The 16,727-nt window shown below is 63.7% G+C and carries 14 protein-coding genes and 2 pseudogenes; 6 read left to right on the top strand and 10 right to left on the bottom strand.

Going from position 1 to position 16,727, the window contains the following annotated elements:
• Window positions 1–124: 124 nt before the first annotated feature.
• From F9288_RS14160 to F9288_RS14150, 3 genes are all read right to left on the bottom strand, one after another.
• Entirely contained in the window at window positions 125–514 is a 390-nt protein-coding gene (locus F9288_RS14160) for a hypothetical protein (RefSeq protein WP_174837377.1), read from the bottom strand.
• 188 nt (window positions 515–702) lie between these two features.
• Window positions 703–1,026, bottom strand: coding sequence for a DNA-binding transcriptional regulator (locus F9288_RS14155; protein WP_174837376.1), 324 nt, complete (start codon window positions 1,024–1,026; stop codon window positions 703–705).
• 12 nt (window positions 1,027–1,038) lie between these two features.
• Window positions 1,039–1,389 carry a type II toxin-antitoxin system RelE/ParE family toxin gene (locus F9288_RS14150; protein WP_217482537.1) on the bottom strand — a complete coding sequence of 117 codons (351 nt, stop codon included), beginning with the start codon at window positions 1,387–1,389 and terminating at the stop codon, window positions 1,039–1,041.
• Between the two features lie 476 nt (window positions 1,390–1,865).
• Here F9288_RS14150 and F9288_RS22195 point away from each other — a divergent pair.
• A pseudogene (locus tag F9288_RS22195) lies at window positions 1,866–2,009 on the top strand (glutathione S-transferase); the annotation flags it as partial.
• A 183-nt stretch (window positions 2,010–2,192) separates the two neighbouring features.
• Here the strand turns inward: F9288_RS22195 and F9288_RS22190 are convergent.
• From F9288_RS22190 to F9288_RS14135, 3 genes and pseudogenes are all read right to left on the bottom strand, one after another.
• Window positions 2,193–2,432 (bottom strand): annotated as a pseudogene (locus F9288_RS22190) (DUF4172 domain-containing protein); the annotation flags it as partial.
• Between the two features lie 204 nt (window positions 2,433–2,636).
• Window positions 2,637–3,887 (bottom strand): type II toxin-antitoxin system HipA family toxin, encoded by a 1,251-nt coding sequence (locus F9288_RS14140; RefSeq protein WP_174837374.1) that lies wholly within the window; start codon window positions 3,885–3,887, stop codon window positions 2,637–2,639.
• Window positions 3,884–4,252 carry a helix-turn-helix domain-containing protein gene (locus F9288_RS14135; protein WP_217482536.1) on the bottom strand — a complete coding sequence of 123 codons (369 nt, stop codon included), beginning with the start codon at window positions 4,250–4,252 and terminating at the stop codon, window positions 3,884–3,886. The genes F9288_RS14140 and F9288_RS14135 overlap by 4 nt, the downstream gene beginning before the upstream one ends.
• A gap of 955 nt (window positions 4,253–5,207) precedes the next feature.
• Between F9288_RS14135 and F9288_RS14130 the strand changes: the two genes are divergently transcribed.
• Both F9288_RS14130 and F9288_RS21935 read left to right on the top strand, forming a co-directional pair.
• Window positions 5,208–5,825 (top strand): hypothetical protein, encoded by a 618-nt coding sequence (locus F9288_RS14130; RefSeq protein ID WP_174837373.1) that lies wholly within the window; start codon window positions 5,208–5,210, stop codon window positions 5,823–5,825.
• Between the two features lie 156 nt (window positions 5,826–5,981).
• Window positions 5,982–6,530 (top strand): hypothetical protein, encoded by a 549-nt coding sequence (locus tag F9288_RS21935; RefSeq protein ID WP_217482535.1) that lies wholly within the window; start codon window positions 5,982–5,984, stop codon window positions 6,528–6,530.
• Here the strand turns inward: F9288_RS21935 and F9288_RS14120 are convergent.
• The 4 genes from F9288_RS14120 to F9288_RS14105 all read right to left on the bottom strand — a co-directional run bounded on the left by F9288_RS14120 (window position 6,466) and on the right by F9288_RS14105 (window position 11,928).
• The gene (locus tag F9288_RS14120) at window positions 6,466–6,909 is read right to left on the bottom strand and encodes a DUF6306 domain-containing protein (RefSeq protein WP_174837372.1); all 444 of its coding nucleotides are present in this window, start codon (window positions 6,907–6,909) and stop codon (window positions 6,466–6,468) included. The genes F9288_RS21935 and F9288_RS14120 overlap by 65 nt on opposite strands.
• Before the next feature lie 107 nt (window positions 6,910–7,016).
• The gene (locus tag F9288_RS14115) at window positions 7,017–8,447 is read right to left on the bottom strand and encodes a L,D-transpeptidase family protein (protein ID WP_254620890.1); all 1,431 of its coding nucleotides are present in this window, start codon (window positions 8,445–8,447) and stop codon (window positions 7,017–7,019) included.
• Window positions 8,448–8,492: 45 nt separating this feature from the next.
• Window positions 8,493–9,611 (bottom strand): aromatic ring-hydroxylating dioxygenase subunit alpha, encoded by a 1,119-nt coding sequence (locus F9288_RS14110; protein ID WP_174837371.1) that lies wholly within the window; start codon window positions 9,609–9,611, stop codon window positions 8,493–8,495.
• Window positions 9,612–9,660: 49 nt separating this feature from the next.
• Window positions 9,661–11,928, bottom strand: a complete 2,268-nt coding sequence (locus tag F9288_RS14105) for a TonB-dependent receptor (protein ID WP_174837370.1) — start codon at window positions 11,926–11,928, stop codon at window positions 9,661–9,663.
• 165 nt (window positions 11,929–12,093) lie between these two features.
• Between F9288_RS14105 and F9288_RS14100 the strand changes: the two genes are divergently transcribed.
• From F9288_RS14100 to F9288_RS14090, 3 genes are all read left to right on the top strand, one after another.
• A complete protein-coding gene (locus tag F9288_RS14100; protein WP_174837369.1) occupies window positions 12,094–13,500 on the top strand; it encodes an amidase in 1,407 nt (468 codons plus the stop codon).
• Between the two features lie 72 nt (window positions 13,501–13,572).
• Window positions 13,573–16,167: a PAS domain S-box protein gene (locus F9288_RS14095; protein ID WP_217482534.1), complete on the top strand. Its 2,595-nt coding sequence runs from the start codon at window positions 13,573–13,575 to the stop codon at window positions 16,165–16,167.
• Window positions 16,164–16,724 carry a DUF488 family protein gene (locus F9288_RS14090; RefSeq protein ID WP_174837368.1) on the top strand — a complete coding sequence of 187 codons (561 nt, stop codon included), beginning with the start codon at window positions 16,164–16,166 and terminating at the stop codon, window positions 16,722–16,724. Before F9288_RS14095 ends, F9288_RS14090 begins: the two co-directional genes overlap by 4 nt.
• Window positions 16,725–16,727 lie beyond the last annotated feature (3 nt).

Below are 16,727 nucleotides of genomic sequence, written 5' to 3'. Positions count from 1 at the left end.
CAGGATCAAGCTCATTACGGAACAGGAATCGTCATCACCGCGATCGGAGCAGCTAATCGTGGAGCCGGCTCGACCATCCCTGCACTCAGCGCGCCATCCTTTTCATACTCATCGACGTATCGAATCAGCGAGCGGCACCTTCCGATACGAGCTTGATGAATTCGAGGCTCCCATGGGTGAAACGCGCCCAATATTCGTGCCAGCTGTCGTCCGATTTTTGCGATCCGTAGAAATGGAAATCCCCATGGAAGTCGAGATCGCGCCACCGCCTGGCAATCACTCTGCGCGATTCCAGGAAACGCAATTTGGAATTTTGCCGCTCTTCCGGGGATACGGCCTCCCACTCGCGCTCTTCTATCATCAGGCGGCCATCGGCCCGGATCAGAAGGTTGCTCAACGCGCAGTCAAAATCCTTGGTCTGCATTTCTCCCGTGAAACCGTCCGGCAATGGAATTTCACAATGGACACGATCGAACATTCCCATGGTACGCTTTCCTAAAATTGGCTTGCGCATAGGCAAGCTACATCACGCCACGGTGATCGATCACAAGCGCATCTGAACCGATAACACACCGGCGACTGCCGAGGTGATTGGCGCTGTTGCCTTGGTTGCTCCGCATGCCGGGAATCCTCCGCAAAGCATCTTTCTCGCTCCGAGCGCCTAAAAACCCGCCTTGAAATTCATGGCAAGGAAACGGGGGGTCAGGCGAGAATCTGGATGCCGTGCTTTTCGACGATCGACAGCAGCTTGAGCGCCGCGCCGCTCGGCTTCTTCGCCCCAGTTTCCCACTTCTCCACCGTACTTTCGCTGGTGTTGAGATAGCGGGCGAACACCGGCTGACTGACCTTGTTGCGCTCGCGTAGCCGCTTGATTTCCGCCGGCGTGATCGCCGAGGGCGTGGTCAGACAGCTTTCATCGAAATGGCGCATGGTCGCCTTGTCGATGACCCCGACGCTATGAAACGCCTCAGCCGTCGAGTGAATAGCCTCGAAGGCATCGCTCTTATACTTACGCTTCGTCGCCATTGCATATCTCCGTCAGCCTGCCATCCGCCAACAGGGGAGCGATGTCCTTGTCCGTGGCTTTCTGGAGTTTTTCGCCAAGAGACGAAATTCCCTCAATTCATCGTCATCGATATTGGCCCGGTCCTTCTTGGCGAACAGATATTGATACAGCCAATAGCTACCGAACTTGGCGAGGATGATGCTTCGGTGCCTGTTCTTGTTGAGGCGCTTCTTGAAAACGCCGCCGCCAAGATCATCGGCCTGGCCCTTCATCACTTCCCGAATGGCCTCGCATAGTTCATCGTCCGAAATGCGCGCCTTCCGCGCCGCCTTGGCGAACCAGGCGGTTTTGAAAGTCCGCCATGTCTTCTTGGCCTCGCTCATGTTTTTATATAGCACTAAGTGCTACTTAAATCAAGGTGCCGAAATTGGACCAGTTGGGCGGAGGCACGGCTCGGTTTCCGCCTGAAGGCTTCGATCGAACCGTCGTACTGATCGGCGACGGAGCGACACAGCCACCACGCGAGACCGCCAGCGCGAGCCAGCTATGGAATGGGTCGCAACGCCCCGTTGCCGCACTTCATCATTAGCCCCAACATCGTTGCTAGGCGAGTATGGTCAATGTTCCCAAATATCCTTGTCTTCAACCATTATTCCCCAGGCGATGAAATGGTCGGACATGATGACCTGCTGACTTCTGGTTCATGATCTGGACCATAGTTGCGGGACTTGGCAAACATATCGTCGCCCGCCTCATCGACCAGATAGCCGACGACCTCCTCGACCATATCCCGGTTCATCCGGAATGGTCTATGCAGGAATAGATATTCTGCTTGTCCTTTTTCTCCAGGAGTTCAGACATGACGCTCGATCATCCAATTTTCCTACGCTGGCCAGCGCAATTCCCCGGCCGTTTGCAGCTCTTTTCGCTGCCGACGCCCAATGGCGTGAAGGCCAGCATCATGCCTGAGGAAACGGGGATTCCTTATGAATGGCACCGGATCCCCGATACAGTAAGCGCCGATGCTGGTAAGATCGGTGCGCCCGTTGGCGATCATGCGATGCCAATGGTGGAGGGCGTCATGGGATAGCGGATCGGCATAGTTGCGATAGAGATCGACCATCATCTCCGCGATGCCGGCTTCGGCGGGCGGAACGCGGCGGCGATCGGTATCCAGCCCGAACTGCTGGCGCAGAGAGGATTGGACGCTATCGCGGTCGAGCAACTCGCCCTCGATCTCGGATGTCTTGATCGCCTCGCCCGTCATCATGTCGATCAGGATCGTGCTGCGATCCTCCGCATCGACATGCCTGATGGAGCCGATCTGCTCGCCGACATTTTGGAGGAACCGCGCCTCCAAAGGGGCAAGCGCGCCTTCATCCCAACGAAAATACGGCCAAGCCGATTGCTGCCAGTTCCACGTCATGAGTTATAAAGACATGAGTTATAAAGACATGAGTTATAAAGACATGAGTTATAAAGACCCCGTTTATAACTCATATTTTCCCATATATTGAGTTATAAATCCAGCCTTTGCCTCAGAGCGGTGAAGGGCGAGACCTTGCGGGGACCGATCAAAGTCACAGTGGCGAAATTCACGGCCCGTGAACGATTTTCGCGGACGAGGCCGTCAACCAAAGAGTCGGTCGATATAAGCAAGCCGCTCACCGATCTCATTGCGCGAAGCGCCAACGCCGAGGTCTTCGGCATGTCTCGGCCAATCGGTAATGCTGCTCCGAACAGCATCGATCATTTCCGATACCTGCGCTTCCGAAAGGCCATGCCGTTTGGCAAGACGCAGCACATGGGCGCGGGTTGGCGTGCGCCCCTCCCCTTCCACGGCCAGATAATGTTCGCCGCCGGGACCGCTCGAGAAGGTCAGATCATAGGCAGGCGCAAGGCGCCATTGATCGTCGGCACCAAGCAGAAATGCATGCTGGCGGGTATGATCGTCCCGATTATAGGCTAGGATATTGAACAGCATGCGTCGAAACGCCTGCTCAAGATCCCCCGCGTGCCGGGTGATGCCGTGCACCACGCGGAGAAAGCCGTCATAGTCGATGCTCGGCATATGCGACGGCGCTTCCACCGCGCCCGCCAGCGACACCATGTGCAATCGTCGGCCGGGTTCGGGTCGGTCGAAGCGCTGCGTAGCGAAATAGCCGGGGCCGTCCTTCGCGGGCAACAAGCGAGAGGGCGCCACCATGATTCCGGCAGCACGCGCCATGCGTGCATAAGCTTCCTCGACGGGACCGATGTCGACGGGATCGGTCAAAGCACGAAATTTGACGATCCAGCTCTCAAATCCAGCCGCCAATTCTCCATCTGAAAGGCAGATTTCTCCGCCTGGCGCAAAGCCGATGTGAACTTTGGGTCGCGCGCCACCCGAAGCCCCCGCCAAGGTGGCCAGTGTGTCGGCCAACCTTCCTTCGTCCCCCAACAAAATCGAACGGGCTTCGGCAGCAAGTTCGTCCAGATCGAGCGTCTGCACATCTTCGGCAGGCGTTGTCGCGGGCTCAAATACAAGTGCGCCACGGCCCTGACGCCCAACCAGAGCGAGGCGATCGACACCGTTGAGATCATCCCATCGAACACCAAGCGTCGCCAACCGCCGCTTCATCACCAGCGCCCCCCACCCTTCAGGGAGACTGTCAGCGAGAAAGCCATGGAGCCCGTCGAAATCGCGTGTACGTGCCTGATGCAGGCCAGGCTCAAGCGGGTAGAGCGCCGGAGCGACCGGCTGTCCGCCGGCAATCAGTTCGGATGACCATTCGAGCTGCGCCAAGCCATTGGCTATCGCCAGCCGGCCGACGGGTTGCGTCGCGCCGGTTTCATCCTGCCACAGCCCAATCAGCAACGGCCTGCCGGGAACGAGTTTCATGCCGTTCGCCGTGGGGCGCGAGTTCGACGTTTCAGTGCACTCCCAACTGCTTTTTGCTGGTGGTCAAGCAGTGCATCCATGCTGGTTGCCACAGGTTCGGGAAACAGCGCCCTCAGATCCTGTTCGCACCGCAGGGCGATGGCTGCGCGGACCAGATCATCGATCGATGCCTTGCCCTCCGCTTCCATGCGACGCCAGGTGCTGTAGGATACGCCCGCCCGGCTTGCAGCCTCCGCTTGTCCCCACCCCAAAGCGAGCCGGCGCACACGGATACGGGTGCCCAGGGCCTCGGCAATTTCTGCTGGCGTTTCAAACATTGTCCCTATATGAGCATTTAGACAGGAAAATGCAAGATAATTGCTCATATTTGAGCATTACAATTGCCAAGGGCGTTTTGGACCCGCTGATCATTTTTCAGTGGGTCTCGAAGCGCGAAAAGGGCTCGAAAAAACGCCTGGAAATGACGGGGTCTATCGCATAAAATCCTCCATATAAGGCGTTCGAAATGGGATTTGGAATTCGCTTAACGGAAAACGGGAAAATATAATAATATCAATAACTTATGAGACCTTACTTACTCTTAATCAGCGGGTCCTAGGTTCGAGCCCTAAAAAAAAGTGCGCCCACCAAAATTCCCTAGTAAATTCAGTCACTTACCCCGCAAGGGGATCACTCCAAAAGCGCCGTGCGATTTGCTTTCTAGCGTATTTCTAGCCGCTCTAGCTGCTCATAGCAGCACCCCACGCCCGAGGGTGCAGGGTGCTGGCAGCGTCAGGCAGGAGGAGAAAGACTAACCTCGCGGCTAGACATTGGCTACAAGCTAGGGAGGCCGCTTGAAGGTCCTCAAGCGATTTATTTGTAATAACAGTCACTTAGGTTGGTTCTAAAGCGTGAGGCTGTGAAAAAGCATATTTGTGGGTCGGCGATTTGGGGGTGATGACCACACGGGCACGGGGCGCTGCAAGCCGCGCGCAGGGCAGGCCGGGGCTGCCCTAACAGCAGGGACGAGCGCGGTGTTGTCGCGCTCCAGCGCGGCGGCACCCGGCCTGCATGTGGTGACCACGCAAGCAACCTGTGTCACAGTCGGGCTATGATCCAACTTCAGCCCATCATTGATCGCAACAAAGCACTACTTGAACAGGATACCGAAGCTAGCATCACCTATGCTGCGCTTGAGTGCCGCTTGGCGCTGGAGAAAGTCGTCTACGACAGGCTACGCCAACGGCACGCCTATAATCGCACGACCAGTTGCGCCGGTGGCAGCCGGGCGCAGTCATCAATACACTAATAAGCGATGTCGATGCCCACCTTACGGACACGATGACGTTAAGCATCGGCAAGAACCCTGCCCGCGAAGGCGTTAAGCTGGAGGATGAGGAATACGTCAAGGTCGGCACCGAGGTAGGCTTCGATGCAAAGAAGATTGTCAAAATGTGGAATGCCGTCGCCCGTCTGGCGCTACATGCCCGCCTGCCAAAGGACAAAGATGACCATATACCGGACTACGGGGACAAAGATGAAATTCGAGTCAAGGTTTTAGAAGTTGTCGCCGAATTGGAACGGCTGGCTAAGGGAACGATGACCTTCTCGGGCATTGGCATGGAGGTCTCATTCGATTGTTCATGCGGAACTACGAACAAGCGGCGCGAGAAGCTGTTACGCGAGAAGCAGCATATTCACTGCATCAACCCTGATTGCAAAAACACATGGATGGTAACGAGGGATGGCGATGAATTCGCATTCGAGTCAGTAACGGCAAACATCGATTGCGATAACTGCGGCGCGACAAACCTCATTCCGTGGCGGTTCTTCTGGGAGATGAAATACGACCAGCATGGGACGTTCTCCTGCCACACCTGTCGCCACAAGAACGTAGTCGCTTGGCGATTGGCGCTGGCTCGAAAGAACCCGCCCATGGACGGCGAGAGCGAGAACTGACCACATGCAGGTACGCGCGGGCGCGCATGTAGGGAAACCCCGCAAGGTGGGGAATGTGGTGAAGTGGGGGCAGTGGTGCAAAGTGAGGAGTTGCTAGCACTTTCCCCAGTTTCCCCACCGTACTGCACTTTCCCCACTTTCCCCACGTGGGGGCGCATGATCGAGCCGGTGGGCGGCAAGACCTGGGTGGGGTTGCCGCTGGCCGTGCATCGCCGCTGCGATCGCCCGATGTTCGACCTCGCCAACCGCATCGCCTACGACGGCGCGATGGTCTACGGCACGATCGCGCCGGGTCTGGACAAGGAAACCCCCGTCAGCCTGGCGACCGGCTGGATCGACACGCGCGGCGTGGTTGGTCGACATGAACCAGCGGGTGAAGAAACGCGGCTTGTGCTCGTCGTGCCGCGCCCCGACATAATCGCTTCTGAATTCGCTTCTTCCCGCAACCGCCTCGACCATCGCCGCCTCCTGGCTCCGCCGGAGACGACCGCGCCCGCTGCCCGGCGTCCAGCGTCCGGCGCGCGGGATGGGTTCTCGCGAAGCCGGGCAATCCAGCGGGAAATGGCGGATCGTCGCCCGCGCGCAAGGTACGCCCCGCCGATCAAGCAAAAAAGCACATATTTTAGCGCTATGGATGCAATTATTTTGATTGATCCGCCGGCTGTTTCAGCGTCGTCAGGAAGTCCTCGGTCCGGCCGATATTGACGCGATGGCTGTCCCACATCGCCTGCAGATCGCCGCGCAATGCATCGTCATCCGCGACGCCGGGCATCAACGCCTCCAGCCTGCGCACAACCCACGCCTGCCCGCGATTGAGGAACGCCAGCCGCGCGATCGGGTCGGCGATCGCCATCGCCTTGCCGTGAAACGCCCCCGTCTGCCGCGAGGGCTGCCCTCCCAGCCGCGCGATATGATGGGAGAGCATCGCGCACCAGCGCGATTCGTCGGCACGGACGTCGCGCAGCAAATGCTCCGCCTTCGTCGACACGGCGTCCTTAAGCGCATCGAGCGCGACGCGGGCGCCGGCGCGCTCGGCCTCCAGCAATTCGTTGAGCGATGCGAGCAGATCGTCGCGCGCGCTCATGCGACCGACACCGGAACAGCAGGCGGGAAATCCATCGGACGACGTCCTTCCGATCATTGGGGGCGCTATTCCCTACCCTTTCCGCGCGGAAAACCGAAGGGCGCGGATCATGGCCCGAGATCGCCGGAACCGGCGCGCAGATGAGCCGCGCCGGCAACGCCGAAGCCCAGCGCCGTCGCGATCCGGTCATTCCATCCATAAGGGTCGCCGCGCACGATCGGGTCGCCGTCCTTGTCGAGCAGCACCGTCTGATACAGCAGCCGCACCGGGATTTCCCGTGGCAGGCCGACGAACGCTTCCTTGCCGTGCGCGCGCGCCGCGTTCCAGCGATCGAGCACGCCCTCGTCGCGCGCGAGCATCCCGGCGAAGCCCAGCGCGTCCTCGACGCGGACGCAGCCGTGGCTGCGCTCGCGCTGCACCGCCGTGAATAATTGCTTCGCGGGCGTGTCGTGCAGGTAGATCGCATAGGGATTGCGCATGTCGAACTTGACGAGGCCGAGCGCGTTGCGCGGGCCGGACCGTTGCACGACCCGCCCATCCTTCCACATCATGTCATTGCGGCGCAGATAGGCGGCCCCCTTGCCGGCGATCTCCTTGCGCTCGATCGAGCGCGGCACCGTCCATGTCGGATTGGCGACGAGGCTGAAGATCGGCGATCCGATCTGGGGCGTCGCGGTATCCGGCTTGCCGACGATCACCTTGCGCGTGTCGGCGATCTTGCCGTCGCGCCAATAGGTCAGCCGGGCGGCGGCGATGTTGACGTCGATCCGCGTGGCCGGCGGCGTCCGCTCCAGCCAGCGCAGCCGCTCCATATCAACGGCGATGGCGCGGGCGCGGTCGGCGTCGGAAAGGTTGAGGGTCGCGATCGTCTTGTCGCCGATCGCGCCGTCGGGCGTGATCCCGTAGTCGGCCTGCATCCGCCGCACCGCCGCGACCATCGCGGGGGTATAGCGTTCGCCTTGCGCGGCCGATGCGTCGAGATAGTCGAACGCGGCGAGTTGCCGCGCGATCGCCGGAATGCGCGGATCGGTCGCGCCGGGCTTCAGCGCCGCCGCAGTCTGTGGGATCGCCGGCGGCGCGTCTCCGTGCCCGCGCAACGCGAGATAGGCGCGCGAGAGCGCGCGATAGCCGTCGTCCTGTGGCGCGAGGCTCGCCAGCCACTCGCCCACCTTCCCATCGGCGAGCGCAGCGGCGAGGCCGCGCGACAGGTCCGGCGTCGGTCGCGGCAAGGTATAGACACGATAGAGCTTCGTCGGATCGCTCGCCCCCCGCGCCAGCGCGGCGGCGTAGGCGAGCGCGGCGCGGGTCAGCGCGGCGTCGTCCAGCGGCGCGCCCGGCGCGATATCCTCGAAGCGCAGCCGATCGAGGCCGTGAGCGGCGCGGGCGGCGATCGCCTCGTGCAACTGGCGCGCGGTGGTTTCGCTCCATCTCGCGGCGGCCACCTCGCCCGTCGGCTGCCCGCTCCCCTTTCCATTCGAACCGCAGGCGCAGAGCAGCAGCAGCACCGCCAAAGACGAACCGATCGAACCAACGCGCACCCGCTTCTCCCCGCTATCGAGGAAAGGTCAACGCGGCAGGTGGCGTTACGCTCCCACCGCGACCGCGTCCGCACGATCCTCGCGCTCCATCCGGGCCAGCGCGCGGAGGAGCTGCACGCCCGCCTCGTCGCTCGCGATCAGCCGTTCGCGGAAGGCCGGGTCGCGCTCGGCGACGACGAGTTCCTCGATCGCCTCCAGCGCAGCCTTGTCCTCGCGGAACGCCTTCTCGCCGAGCGCGCGCATCTCCGCGTCAATATCCTCGTCGTCGATGAAATGGCTGCGCGCCATCGCCCAGAAATAATGCGTGCTATGTTCCGTTTCCGGCGTCGGGCAATGGACGATATAGCGGACATGCGCCTCGCCACGCCCCGAAGCCTCGCGCATCACCACCTTGCCGAGATGGATCGCCGGCGTCGGCACCACGGATTCGCTGACGCGATCGACCGGCCCGGCGAAACCGGCGCGGCGCCCGTAGGCCGGCATCACCGTGACGTCACGATGCTCCACGACCGAGCGCACGACATTGCCCTCGACCGTCACTTTCGGACGCGCGGTGGCATGTTCCGGCTTGCCCACCGCCACACCGTGCAGGAACGGGAAGTGGGAGAGGTCCATCAGGTTCTCGTGCAGGCCGAGATAGTGCGCGCGCATCGGGAAATAGCCGGTGACGTGCGCCCAGCCCGGCTCGGTGAACCACGGCTGATCGACCAGCCGGTCATGGCGCGGCGCGGCGGGATCGCCCATCCAGATCCATACGAACGGCCCCTGCTCCACCACCGGATAGGCGCGCACCCGAAGCGCACCCGGCGCGTTCCCCGTCGAGGGGACGAGCGCGCATCGCCCGTCCCGGCCGAACTCTATCCCGTGATAGCCGCAGACGATCCTGTCCCCCTTCACCTCGCCGCGAGACAAGGGATAGGAACGGTGCGGGCAGCGATCGGCGAGCGCGGCCACCACGCCGGCCGCATCGCGATAGAGCACGATCCGCCGGTCGAGGATCGTCCGGGCAAGCGGCGTCGTGCCGATCTCCCCGGCCCAGGCCGCGACATACCAATGGCTTTCGAGGAAGGGCGTGGCGCGGTTGGCCATGTCCGACCCGCACCCGCCGATCGATCTGCTCTCGATCGGCGAACCGGCTTCGGCCGACAGTTGATCCTCGCCCATGCGCCCTCCTCTGGCGTCGCCTCCTCTGATCCTTCGGGAGCCTGTGCCCTCAGTACCGGATCATCGCCTCGATCGAGATGGTGCGCGGCGGCGCGATCATCACGACGTGGCTGTTGCTCGCCGCCGTATAGAGCAGCGGCGTGTTGAACGCCTGCGTCGCGATCACCTCGTTCGACAGGTTGCGGCCGACCAGCGCGATCTCCCACTTGTCGCCGCTGTTGTGGATCGCGATGCGCGCGTCGTAGCGCGTATAGGGTGCCTGGCTGTTCAGCGGGTTGAGATCGCCCTGCATGTACGAGCGCGTCGTGTGATCCGCCGAGCCGCGCGCCGTCAGCACGAGATCGGCGCTGACCGGCACGTCGACCTGCACATAGCCCGATCCCTTCCACTTCGGCGCGCGCACCAGCGGCGAGCCGGCGAGGTTGTTGGTGAGCGGCGAGCAGGTCGACGGCGCGTTGTAGACGCACGGGCCGCCCGGATAATCGATATATTTCGCATCGAGATAGGCGCCCGAAAGACCCATCGACAGGACGTGGTTGGGCCGGAAGCGCGTATCCAGCTCGACGCCCTGCGATTTCGCCTCGGCCGCGTTGCCGGTGATGAACGCGGTGCCGTTGTACGACGAGACCTGGAGATTGTGGAACTTGGTGCGGAACAGCGCCACATCGATATCCAGCCGCCGGTCGAGCAGCCGCATCTTGGTGCCCAGTTCCCACGACCGCGCGCGCTCCGAATCGAAATCGAAGCGGCCCTTGTTGTTGATGATGTTGTAGAGCAGCAGGCCGTCGTTCGAGATGAAGCCGCCGCCCTTCGTGCCGGTGGCGTAGCTCAGATAGGCGTAGATGTCCTTGCTGAATTCGTACCGCAGGCGGGCCGAATAATCCCACAGCTTCTCGCGACGCTCGCCGCTCAGGTCGTAATCGAGGTTGTTCGCGGGCCGCCGCACGCCGGTGAAGACGCTCTGCGCTCGCGCCGTCTTGTCCTCATAGCTGTAGCGCAAGCTACCGTTGAACTTGAGCTGGCTGGTGAGATCGGCGTCGAGGATCGCATAGGGCGACAGCGACCAGCTCTTCTGGTCGAACGGTCGGTGGGCGAGGCCGTCCGGCACGGTCGCCAGCCCGGCGGCGTTGCCGGTGTAGTAAACGTCCTGGAGGATGCTGGAATCGGCGTGGGTATAGGTCACGCCGACCGTGGCCTTGATCCCGTCGACGATGTTCTTCGCCGCGCGCACCTCCTGCGAGAATTGCGTGGTGCGCTCCGCCTGCAACGTGTTGAGCAGCGGCAAGCCGCCCGGAATGGTGTTGAAGGTGCGCGACGCGTCGATCTTCTGGAAGGCGGTGATCGAGGTGATATTCCAGTCGTCCGGCGTCCAGGTCATCGTCAGTTCGCCGGTGCGCGACTTGGTGAAGTCGAACTCCGCCGGATTGCCCCGGCTGGTGCGCCAGAAACCCGGATATTGCTGGGCGTTCGCGCCGCCGCTCGCGTTGCGGACGAGGTTGCACAGCGCGCAGCTCGCCGCGCCGAGATTGTTGTAGACGGCGTTCGACCCGTCGATCTCGTTGCGGAACGCCTCGACCTTCAGCAGCGCCTCGAAATCGCTGGTCGGCTGCCACAGCAATTGCGCGCGGCCGGCGAGATATTTCGAGCTGTTGTCCTTCTGCCCGGTCAGGCGGTTGTCGATATAGCCGTCCGCCCGGCCCGCCTCGCCACTGAGGCGCAGGCTGAGCGTGTTGCTGATCGGCGCGGAGACATAGGTGCTGGCGTTGAAGCCGCCATGCTCCATCTCGCCGCCGATCCGCGCTTCCGCCTGGAAATCACGCGTCGGGCGGCGGGTGATGATGCTGATCGCGCCGGCATTGGTGTTCTTGCCGAACAATGCGCCCTGCGGACCGCGCACGACCTCGACCCGCTCGATGTCGAGGAACGGCACCTGGAGCGAGCGCGCGCGGCTCGAATAGACACCGTCGACGAACAGGCCGACCGACTGCTCGAACGCGAGGTTGCTCGAACCGGAGCCGAGGCCGCGGATGGTGATCGCGTAATTGCCGTTGGTGTTGTCGATCTGGAGATTGGGCACCGACGACTGGAGATCGGTGAACAGCCGCACGCCCTGATCGGCCATCGCCTTGCCGTTGACGACGCCGACGGAGATCGGAACCTGCTGGAGCGTCTGCTTCTCCTTGGTCGCCGTCACGATGATCTCGGACGGATCGGCTTCCTGCGTGGAGGCCGCCGGAGCGGTCTGCGCATGTGCCGTGGCGGCCATCGCCAGCATCGCGCCGCCGGCCAGAAAAATCCCCAAACGCCCTCGCCGCATCACTTGTCCCCTCCTTGCGCGTTCTTGCGCGGTCAAAATCGCGGCGGCCCCTACAGCGTCGGGGAAATTACTTCAAGTACTAAGGGTATAGGATGCCGGAGGTTGCTCCCCGCGCAATATGTAGTTTACTAACTTTCACGGAAAAATTCGAGATGGAGAGGTGTTATGGCGTCGCTGGATGACTCGTGCCTGGTGAAGGACGTGCGTGCGCTGGGCGCCGATCTGCGCGGCGGAAGGATCAGCGCGCGGGCATTGACCGAATCGTTCCTCGATCGTGTCGATCGCCTCGACGGCCGGTTGCGCAGCTTCGCCCGGCTGCTGCACGACAAGGCGCGCGATGATGCGGCGCGGGCGGATCGCGAACTCGCCGCCGGCTTCGATCGCGGCCCGCTCCACGGCATCCCGATCGCGATCAAGGACCTGATCGACATCGGCGGGGAACCGACGCTGGCGGGGATGCCGTACCGCGCCGGCCATGTCGCGGCGCGCGACGCCACCATCGTCGAGCGGCTGCGCGGCGCGGGCGCGATCATCCTCGGCAAGCTGGCGATGACCGAGGGCGCCACGATTCTCCACCATCCGGACGTGGCGGTGCCGGACAATCCGTGGCGCGCGGGCTATTCCTCCGGCTTCTCCTCGAGCGGCTCGGGCGTGGCGGTCGCCGCGAGGCTGTGTGTCGCCGCGCTGGGATCGGATACCGGCGGCTCGGTGCGCATCCCCTCCGCCTTCAACGGGATAACCGGGCTGAAGACCACCTGGGGCCGCGTCAGCCGCGACGGCGTCTGGCCGCTGGTCGAATTGCTCGACACGATCGGGCCGATGGCGCGGAGCGCGGTCGATGTGGCGGCGATGATCGGCGTCATCGCCGGCGCCGATCCGCGCGATCCCACCGCCGCGCCCACCCCCGTCCCCGATTATGCCGGCGTGCTGGCGAAGCCGATCAGCGGCATGACGATCGGCGTGGATTGGGAGCGCATCGAGCGGGATAGCGACGCCGCGATCGTCGACGCGCTACGGCATGTCGCGGAGACGCTGGCGGCGGCAGGCGCGCGGATCAGGACGATCTCCGCCCCCGTCGGCGAGACCGCCGCCTTCTCGCCATTGCTGACGGCCGGTGTCGCCGACGCGCATCGCGAGAGCTATCCGGCGCACGCGAGCGCTTATGGTCCGGCGCTGACCGCGATGCTCGACGGGGCGCCGGAAACCGCCGCGCGCGAGGTCGCCGCGGCGATCAATGCGGCGGATCGCTTTACCGGCCAGATGAACGCGATTTTCGGGGAAATCGACCTGCTGCTCGCGCCCGCCCTGCCCCATCCGGCGCGTCCGGTGGCGGAGCTGGACGCGGCTATGGCGGCGGGCGGCGAGGAATTCGAGCGCTTCTTCGCCTGGACGCTGCCATTCAACGTCTCGCGCCATCCGACGATCACCTTTCCCGCGGGGTTCAGCGATGATGGCTTGCCATGCGGCGCGCAACTGGTCGGCCCGCATTTCGCCGAAGCCGCGTTGCTGCAAGCCGCGCACCGTTTCCAGACGATGACCGACTGGCATACCCGCCGCCCTCCGCTGGAATAACCGCAGGGAACTGCTCGTCCATTATTTGCGTATAGATGTCGCGAAAATGAAGGGAGCGGTGTGCTGGAAGTCGTGACGGAATCTGCCGCATACGGCGCCCTGCTCGAAACCGGCGGCGAGATGGGTCGTCGCATCATCGACCATGACTGGAGCGCCACGCCGCTCGGGCCGATCCAGGGCTGGTCGCAGAGCCTGCGCGCGATCGTCGCCTTCATCGTCCATTCGCCGGTGCCGATGGTGATGCTGTGGGGCGAGGACGGCATCATGCTCTACAACGACGGCTATTCGGTGTTCGCCGGCGACAATCATCCCCGCATCCTGGGCTGCCGGGTGCGCGAGGGGTGGCCGGAGGTGGCCGACTTCAACGACAATGTGATGAAGGTCGGGCTGGCCGGCGGCACGCTCGCGTACAAGGACCACGTTCTCAGCCTGAACCGCACCGGCAGGTTCGAGGACGTGTGGATGAACCTCGATTACTCGCCGGTCTATGACGACACCGGCCGCCCGGCGGGCGTGCTCGCGGTGGTCGTGGAAACCACGGCGATGGTGAAGGCCGCCGCCGCGCTGCGCGAAAGCGAGGAGACGCTCCGCTTCCTCGACACGCTCGGCAAGCGGACCGCTTCCACCACCAATGCCGACGAGATCCTTGCGGTCACCACCCGGATGCTGGGCGAGAAGCTGGGCGTCGCGATCTGCGCCTATGCCGACATGGACGAGGACGGCGACGGCTTCACCATCCGGGGCGACTGGACGCGGGCGGGGATCGCCTCGATCGTCGGCCATTACCGGCTAGCCGATTTCGGCGGCATGGCGGTCGAGCGGCTCAACGCCGGCCAGCCGCTCATCATCCACGACAGCCGCGGCGACCTGCCGCCGGGCGAAAGCGCGGGGTTCGACCGGCTCGGCGCCCGCGCGACGATCTGCATCCCGCTCGTCAAGGAACAGCGGCTGATCGCGCTGATGGCCGTCCACGACGCCGCGCCGCGCCAATGGCCGGCCAGCGACCTGACGCTGGTCCGCGAGGTGGCGGAGCGGAGCTGGGCGCATGTCGAGCGCGCCGGGACCGAGGTGGAGCTGCGCGCCACCGCCGATCGCCTGCGCGAGTTGAACGAGACGCTGGAGCAGCGCGTCGAGGAACGCTCGGCCGCGTTGGAGCGGAGCCAGACGCAGTTCCGCCTGCTCGTGCAGGGCGTCACCGATTATGCGATCTTCATGCTCGACACCGATGGGCGGGTATCGAGCTGGAACGCCGGCGCGGAACGGATCAAGGGCTATACGCCGCAGGAGATCGTCGGACGCCATTTCTCCGCCTTCTACACCGACGAGGATCGCGAACGCGGCGAGCCGGCACGCACGCTGGAAACCGCGCGGCGTGAAGGCCGCTACCTGGCGGAGGGGTGGCGCCAGCGCAAGGACGGCACCCGCTTCCGCGCCAGCGTGGTGATCGATGCGATCCATGACGATGCGGGGCAATTGATCGGTTTCGCCAAGATCACCCGCGACGTCACCGAGCGCGATCAGGCTCATCGCGAGCTGGAGCTGGCGCGCGAGGCGCTGTTCCAGTCGCAGAAGATGGAGGCGATCGGGCAGCTTACCGGCGGCATCGCGCATGATTTCAACAATCTGCTGGCGGCGGTGCTGTCCGGCCTGGAACTGCTGCGCAAGCGGATACCGGCCAATCCGCAGGTCACCTCGCTCCTCGATAATTCGGTCAAGGCGGCGGAGCGCGGGGCGGCGCTCACCCAGCGGATGCTGGCGTTCGCACGGCGCCAGGAGCTTGCCACGGAGATCGTCCACATCCCGGCGCTGGTCGCCGACATGATGGAATTGCTGCAACGTTCGCTCGGGCCGACCTTCATCCTCGAAACCCGCTTCCGCGCCGACCTGCCGACCGTATCGGCCGACGTGAACCAGCTTGAGATGGCGCTGCTCAACCTGGCCGTCAACGCGCGCGACGCGATGCCAGAAGGCGGCACGATCACCATCGACACGATCCACCGCAACGTCGCGGATGGCGAGGTCGCCGGGCTGCGGGCCGGCCGCTACGTGCGCCTGACGGTGACCGACAAGGGCAGTGGCATGGATGCAGCCACGCTGGCGCGCGCCAGCGACCCGTTCTTCACCACCAAGGGGGTGGGCAAGGGCACCGGGCTGGGCCTGTCGATGGTGCATGGCTATCTTCATCAACTGGGCGGCGCGTTCGAGCTGGAGAGCGAGGTCGGCATGGGCACGCGTGCCCATATCTGGCTGCCGGTGAGGAAGGGCGGAGTCGGGCAGCCGACACCGGACGGAACGCCCGAAGCGATGCCGGTCGGGACGCCGCACAATATCCTGGTGGTGGACGATGATATTCTCATCCTTAAGAACACCATCGCCCTGCTGGAGGACCTCGGCCACAAGGTGCTCGGCGCCGCATCGGGGAACGAAGCCCTCGCGCTGATCGCGCAACATGCGGATATCGACCTGCTCATCACCGACCAGATCATGCCGGGCATGACGGGGAGCGAGCTGGTCGCGAAGGCCCGCGAAGGCCGCCCCGCGCTGCCGATCATCCTGGCGACGGGCTATGGCGAGGCGCCGACCGGGCTGGGGCCTGAAATCCGCCGCCTCAACAAGCCCTTCACCCAGTTCGCGCTGAACCGCGCGGTGATGCAGGCGGCGGGATGACCGGGGACGGCGACACATGGCCGGCGGGGACGATCTTCACCGTCGGCCATTCGACGCTGCCGATCGAACGCTTCCTGGCGCTGCTCGCCGCCTACGCCATCGCGCGGCTGGTCGACGTGCGGACCGTGCCCCGCTCGCGCCACAATCCGCAATTCAACGCGGACGCGCTCGCCGAGAGCCTCGCGACGGCGCACATCGCTTATGCCGCGATGCCGGCGCTCGGCGGGTTGCGGCATCCCCATGCGGATTCGCCCAATAAGGGTTGGCGCAACGATGGCTTTCGCGGCTATGCCGACCACATGCAGACAGCAGCGTTCCGTGAGGCCGTCGGGGAGCTGATCGCGCTCGGCAAGGAGCGGCGGACCGCGATCATGTGCGCCGAGGCGGTGCCATGGCGCTGCCACCGTTCGCTGATCGCGGACGCGCTGGTCGTCCGCGACGTGCCGGTGATCGAGATCCTGTCGGAGACGGACTGGCGCCCCCACCGGCTGACGCCCTTCGCGCAAGTCGAGGGCACGGCGATCACCTATCCGCCGGAACAGGCCAGCTTGTTCTGACGC

It is taken from the genome of Sphingomonas sp. CL5.1, from assembly GCF_013344685.1.
Taxonomy (GTDB): domain Bacteria; phylum Pseudomonadota; class Alphaproteobacteria; order Sphingomonadales; family Sphingomonadaceae; genus Sphingomonas.
The sequence above is the reverse complement of the archived record's forward strand: the minus strand, read 5'-3'. Positions and strand labels throughout refer to the sequence as shown.

Excerpts from the sequence above, each read along its gene's own strand:
- F9288_RS14160 (WP_174837377.1), bottom strand. The coding sequence starts at position 514 with ATGCGCAAGCCAATTTTAGGAAAGCGTACCATGGGAATGTTCGATCGT.
- F9288_RS14155 (WP_174837376.1), bottom strand. The coding sequence starts at position 1,026 with ATGGCGACGAAGCGTAAGTATAAGAGCGATGCCTTCGAGGCTATTCAC.
- F9288_RS14150 (WP_217482537.1), bottom strand. The coding sequence starts at position 1,389 with ATGAGCGAGGCCAAGAAGACATGGCGGACTTTCAAAACCGCCTGGTTC.
- F9288_RS14140 (WP_174837374.1), bottom strand. The coding sequence starts at position 3,887 with ATGAAACTCGTTCCCGGCAGGCCGTTGCTGATTGGGCTGTGGCAGGAT.
- F9288_RS14135 (WP_217482536.1), bottom strand. The coding sequence starts at position 4,252 with ATGAGCAATTATCTTGCATTTTCCTGTCTAAATGCTCATATAGGGACA.
- F9288_RS14130 (WP_174837373.1), top strand. The coding sequence starts at position 5,208 with ATGACGTTAAGCATCGGCAAGAACCCTGCCCGCGAAGGCGTTAAGCTG.
- F9288_RS21935 (WP_217482535.1), top strand. The coding sequence starts at position 5,982 with ATGATCGAGCCGGTGGGCGGCAAGACCTGGGTGGGGTTGCCGCTGGCC.
- F9288_RS14120 (WP_174837372.1), bottom strand. The coding sequence starts at position 6,909 with ATGAGCGCGCGCGACGATCTGCTCGCATCGCTCAACGAATTGCTGGAG.
- F9288_RS14110 (WP_174837371.1), bottom strand. The coding sequence starts at position 9,611 with ATGGGCGAGGATCAACTGTCGGCCGAAGCCGGTTCGCCGATCGAGAGC.
- F9288_RS14105 (WP_174837370.1), bottom strand. The coding sequence starts at position 11,928 with ATGCGGCGAGGGCGTTTGGGGATTTTTCTGGCCGGCGGCGCGATGCTG.
- F9288_RS14100 (WP_174837369.1), top strand. The coding sequence starts at position 12,094 with ATGGCGTCGCTGGATGACTCGTGCCTGGTGAAGGACGTGCGTGCGCTG.
- F9288_RS14090 (WP_174837368.1), top strand. The coding sequence starts at position 16,164 with ATGACCGGGGACGGCGACACATGGCCGGCGGGGACGATCTTCACCGTC.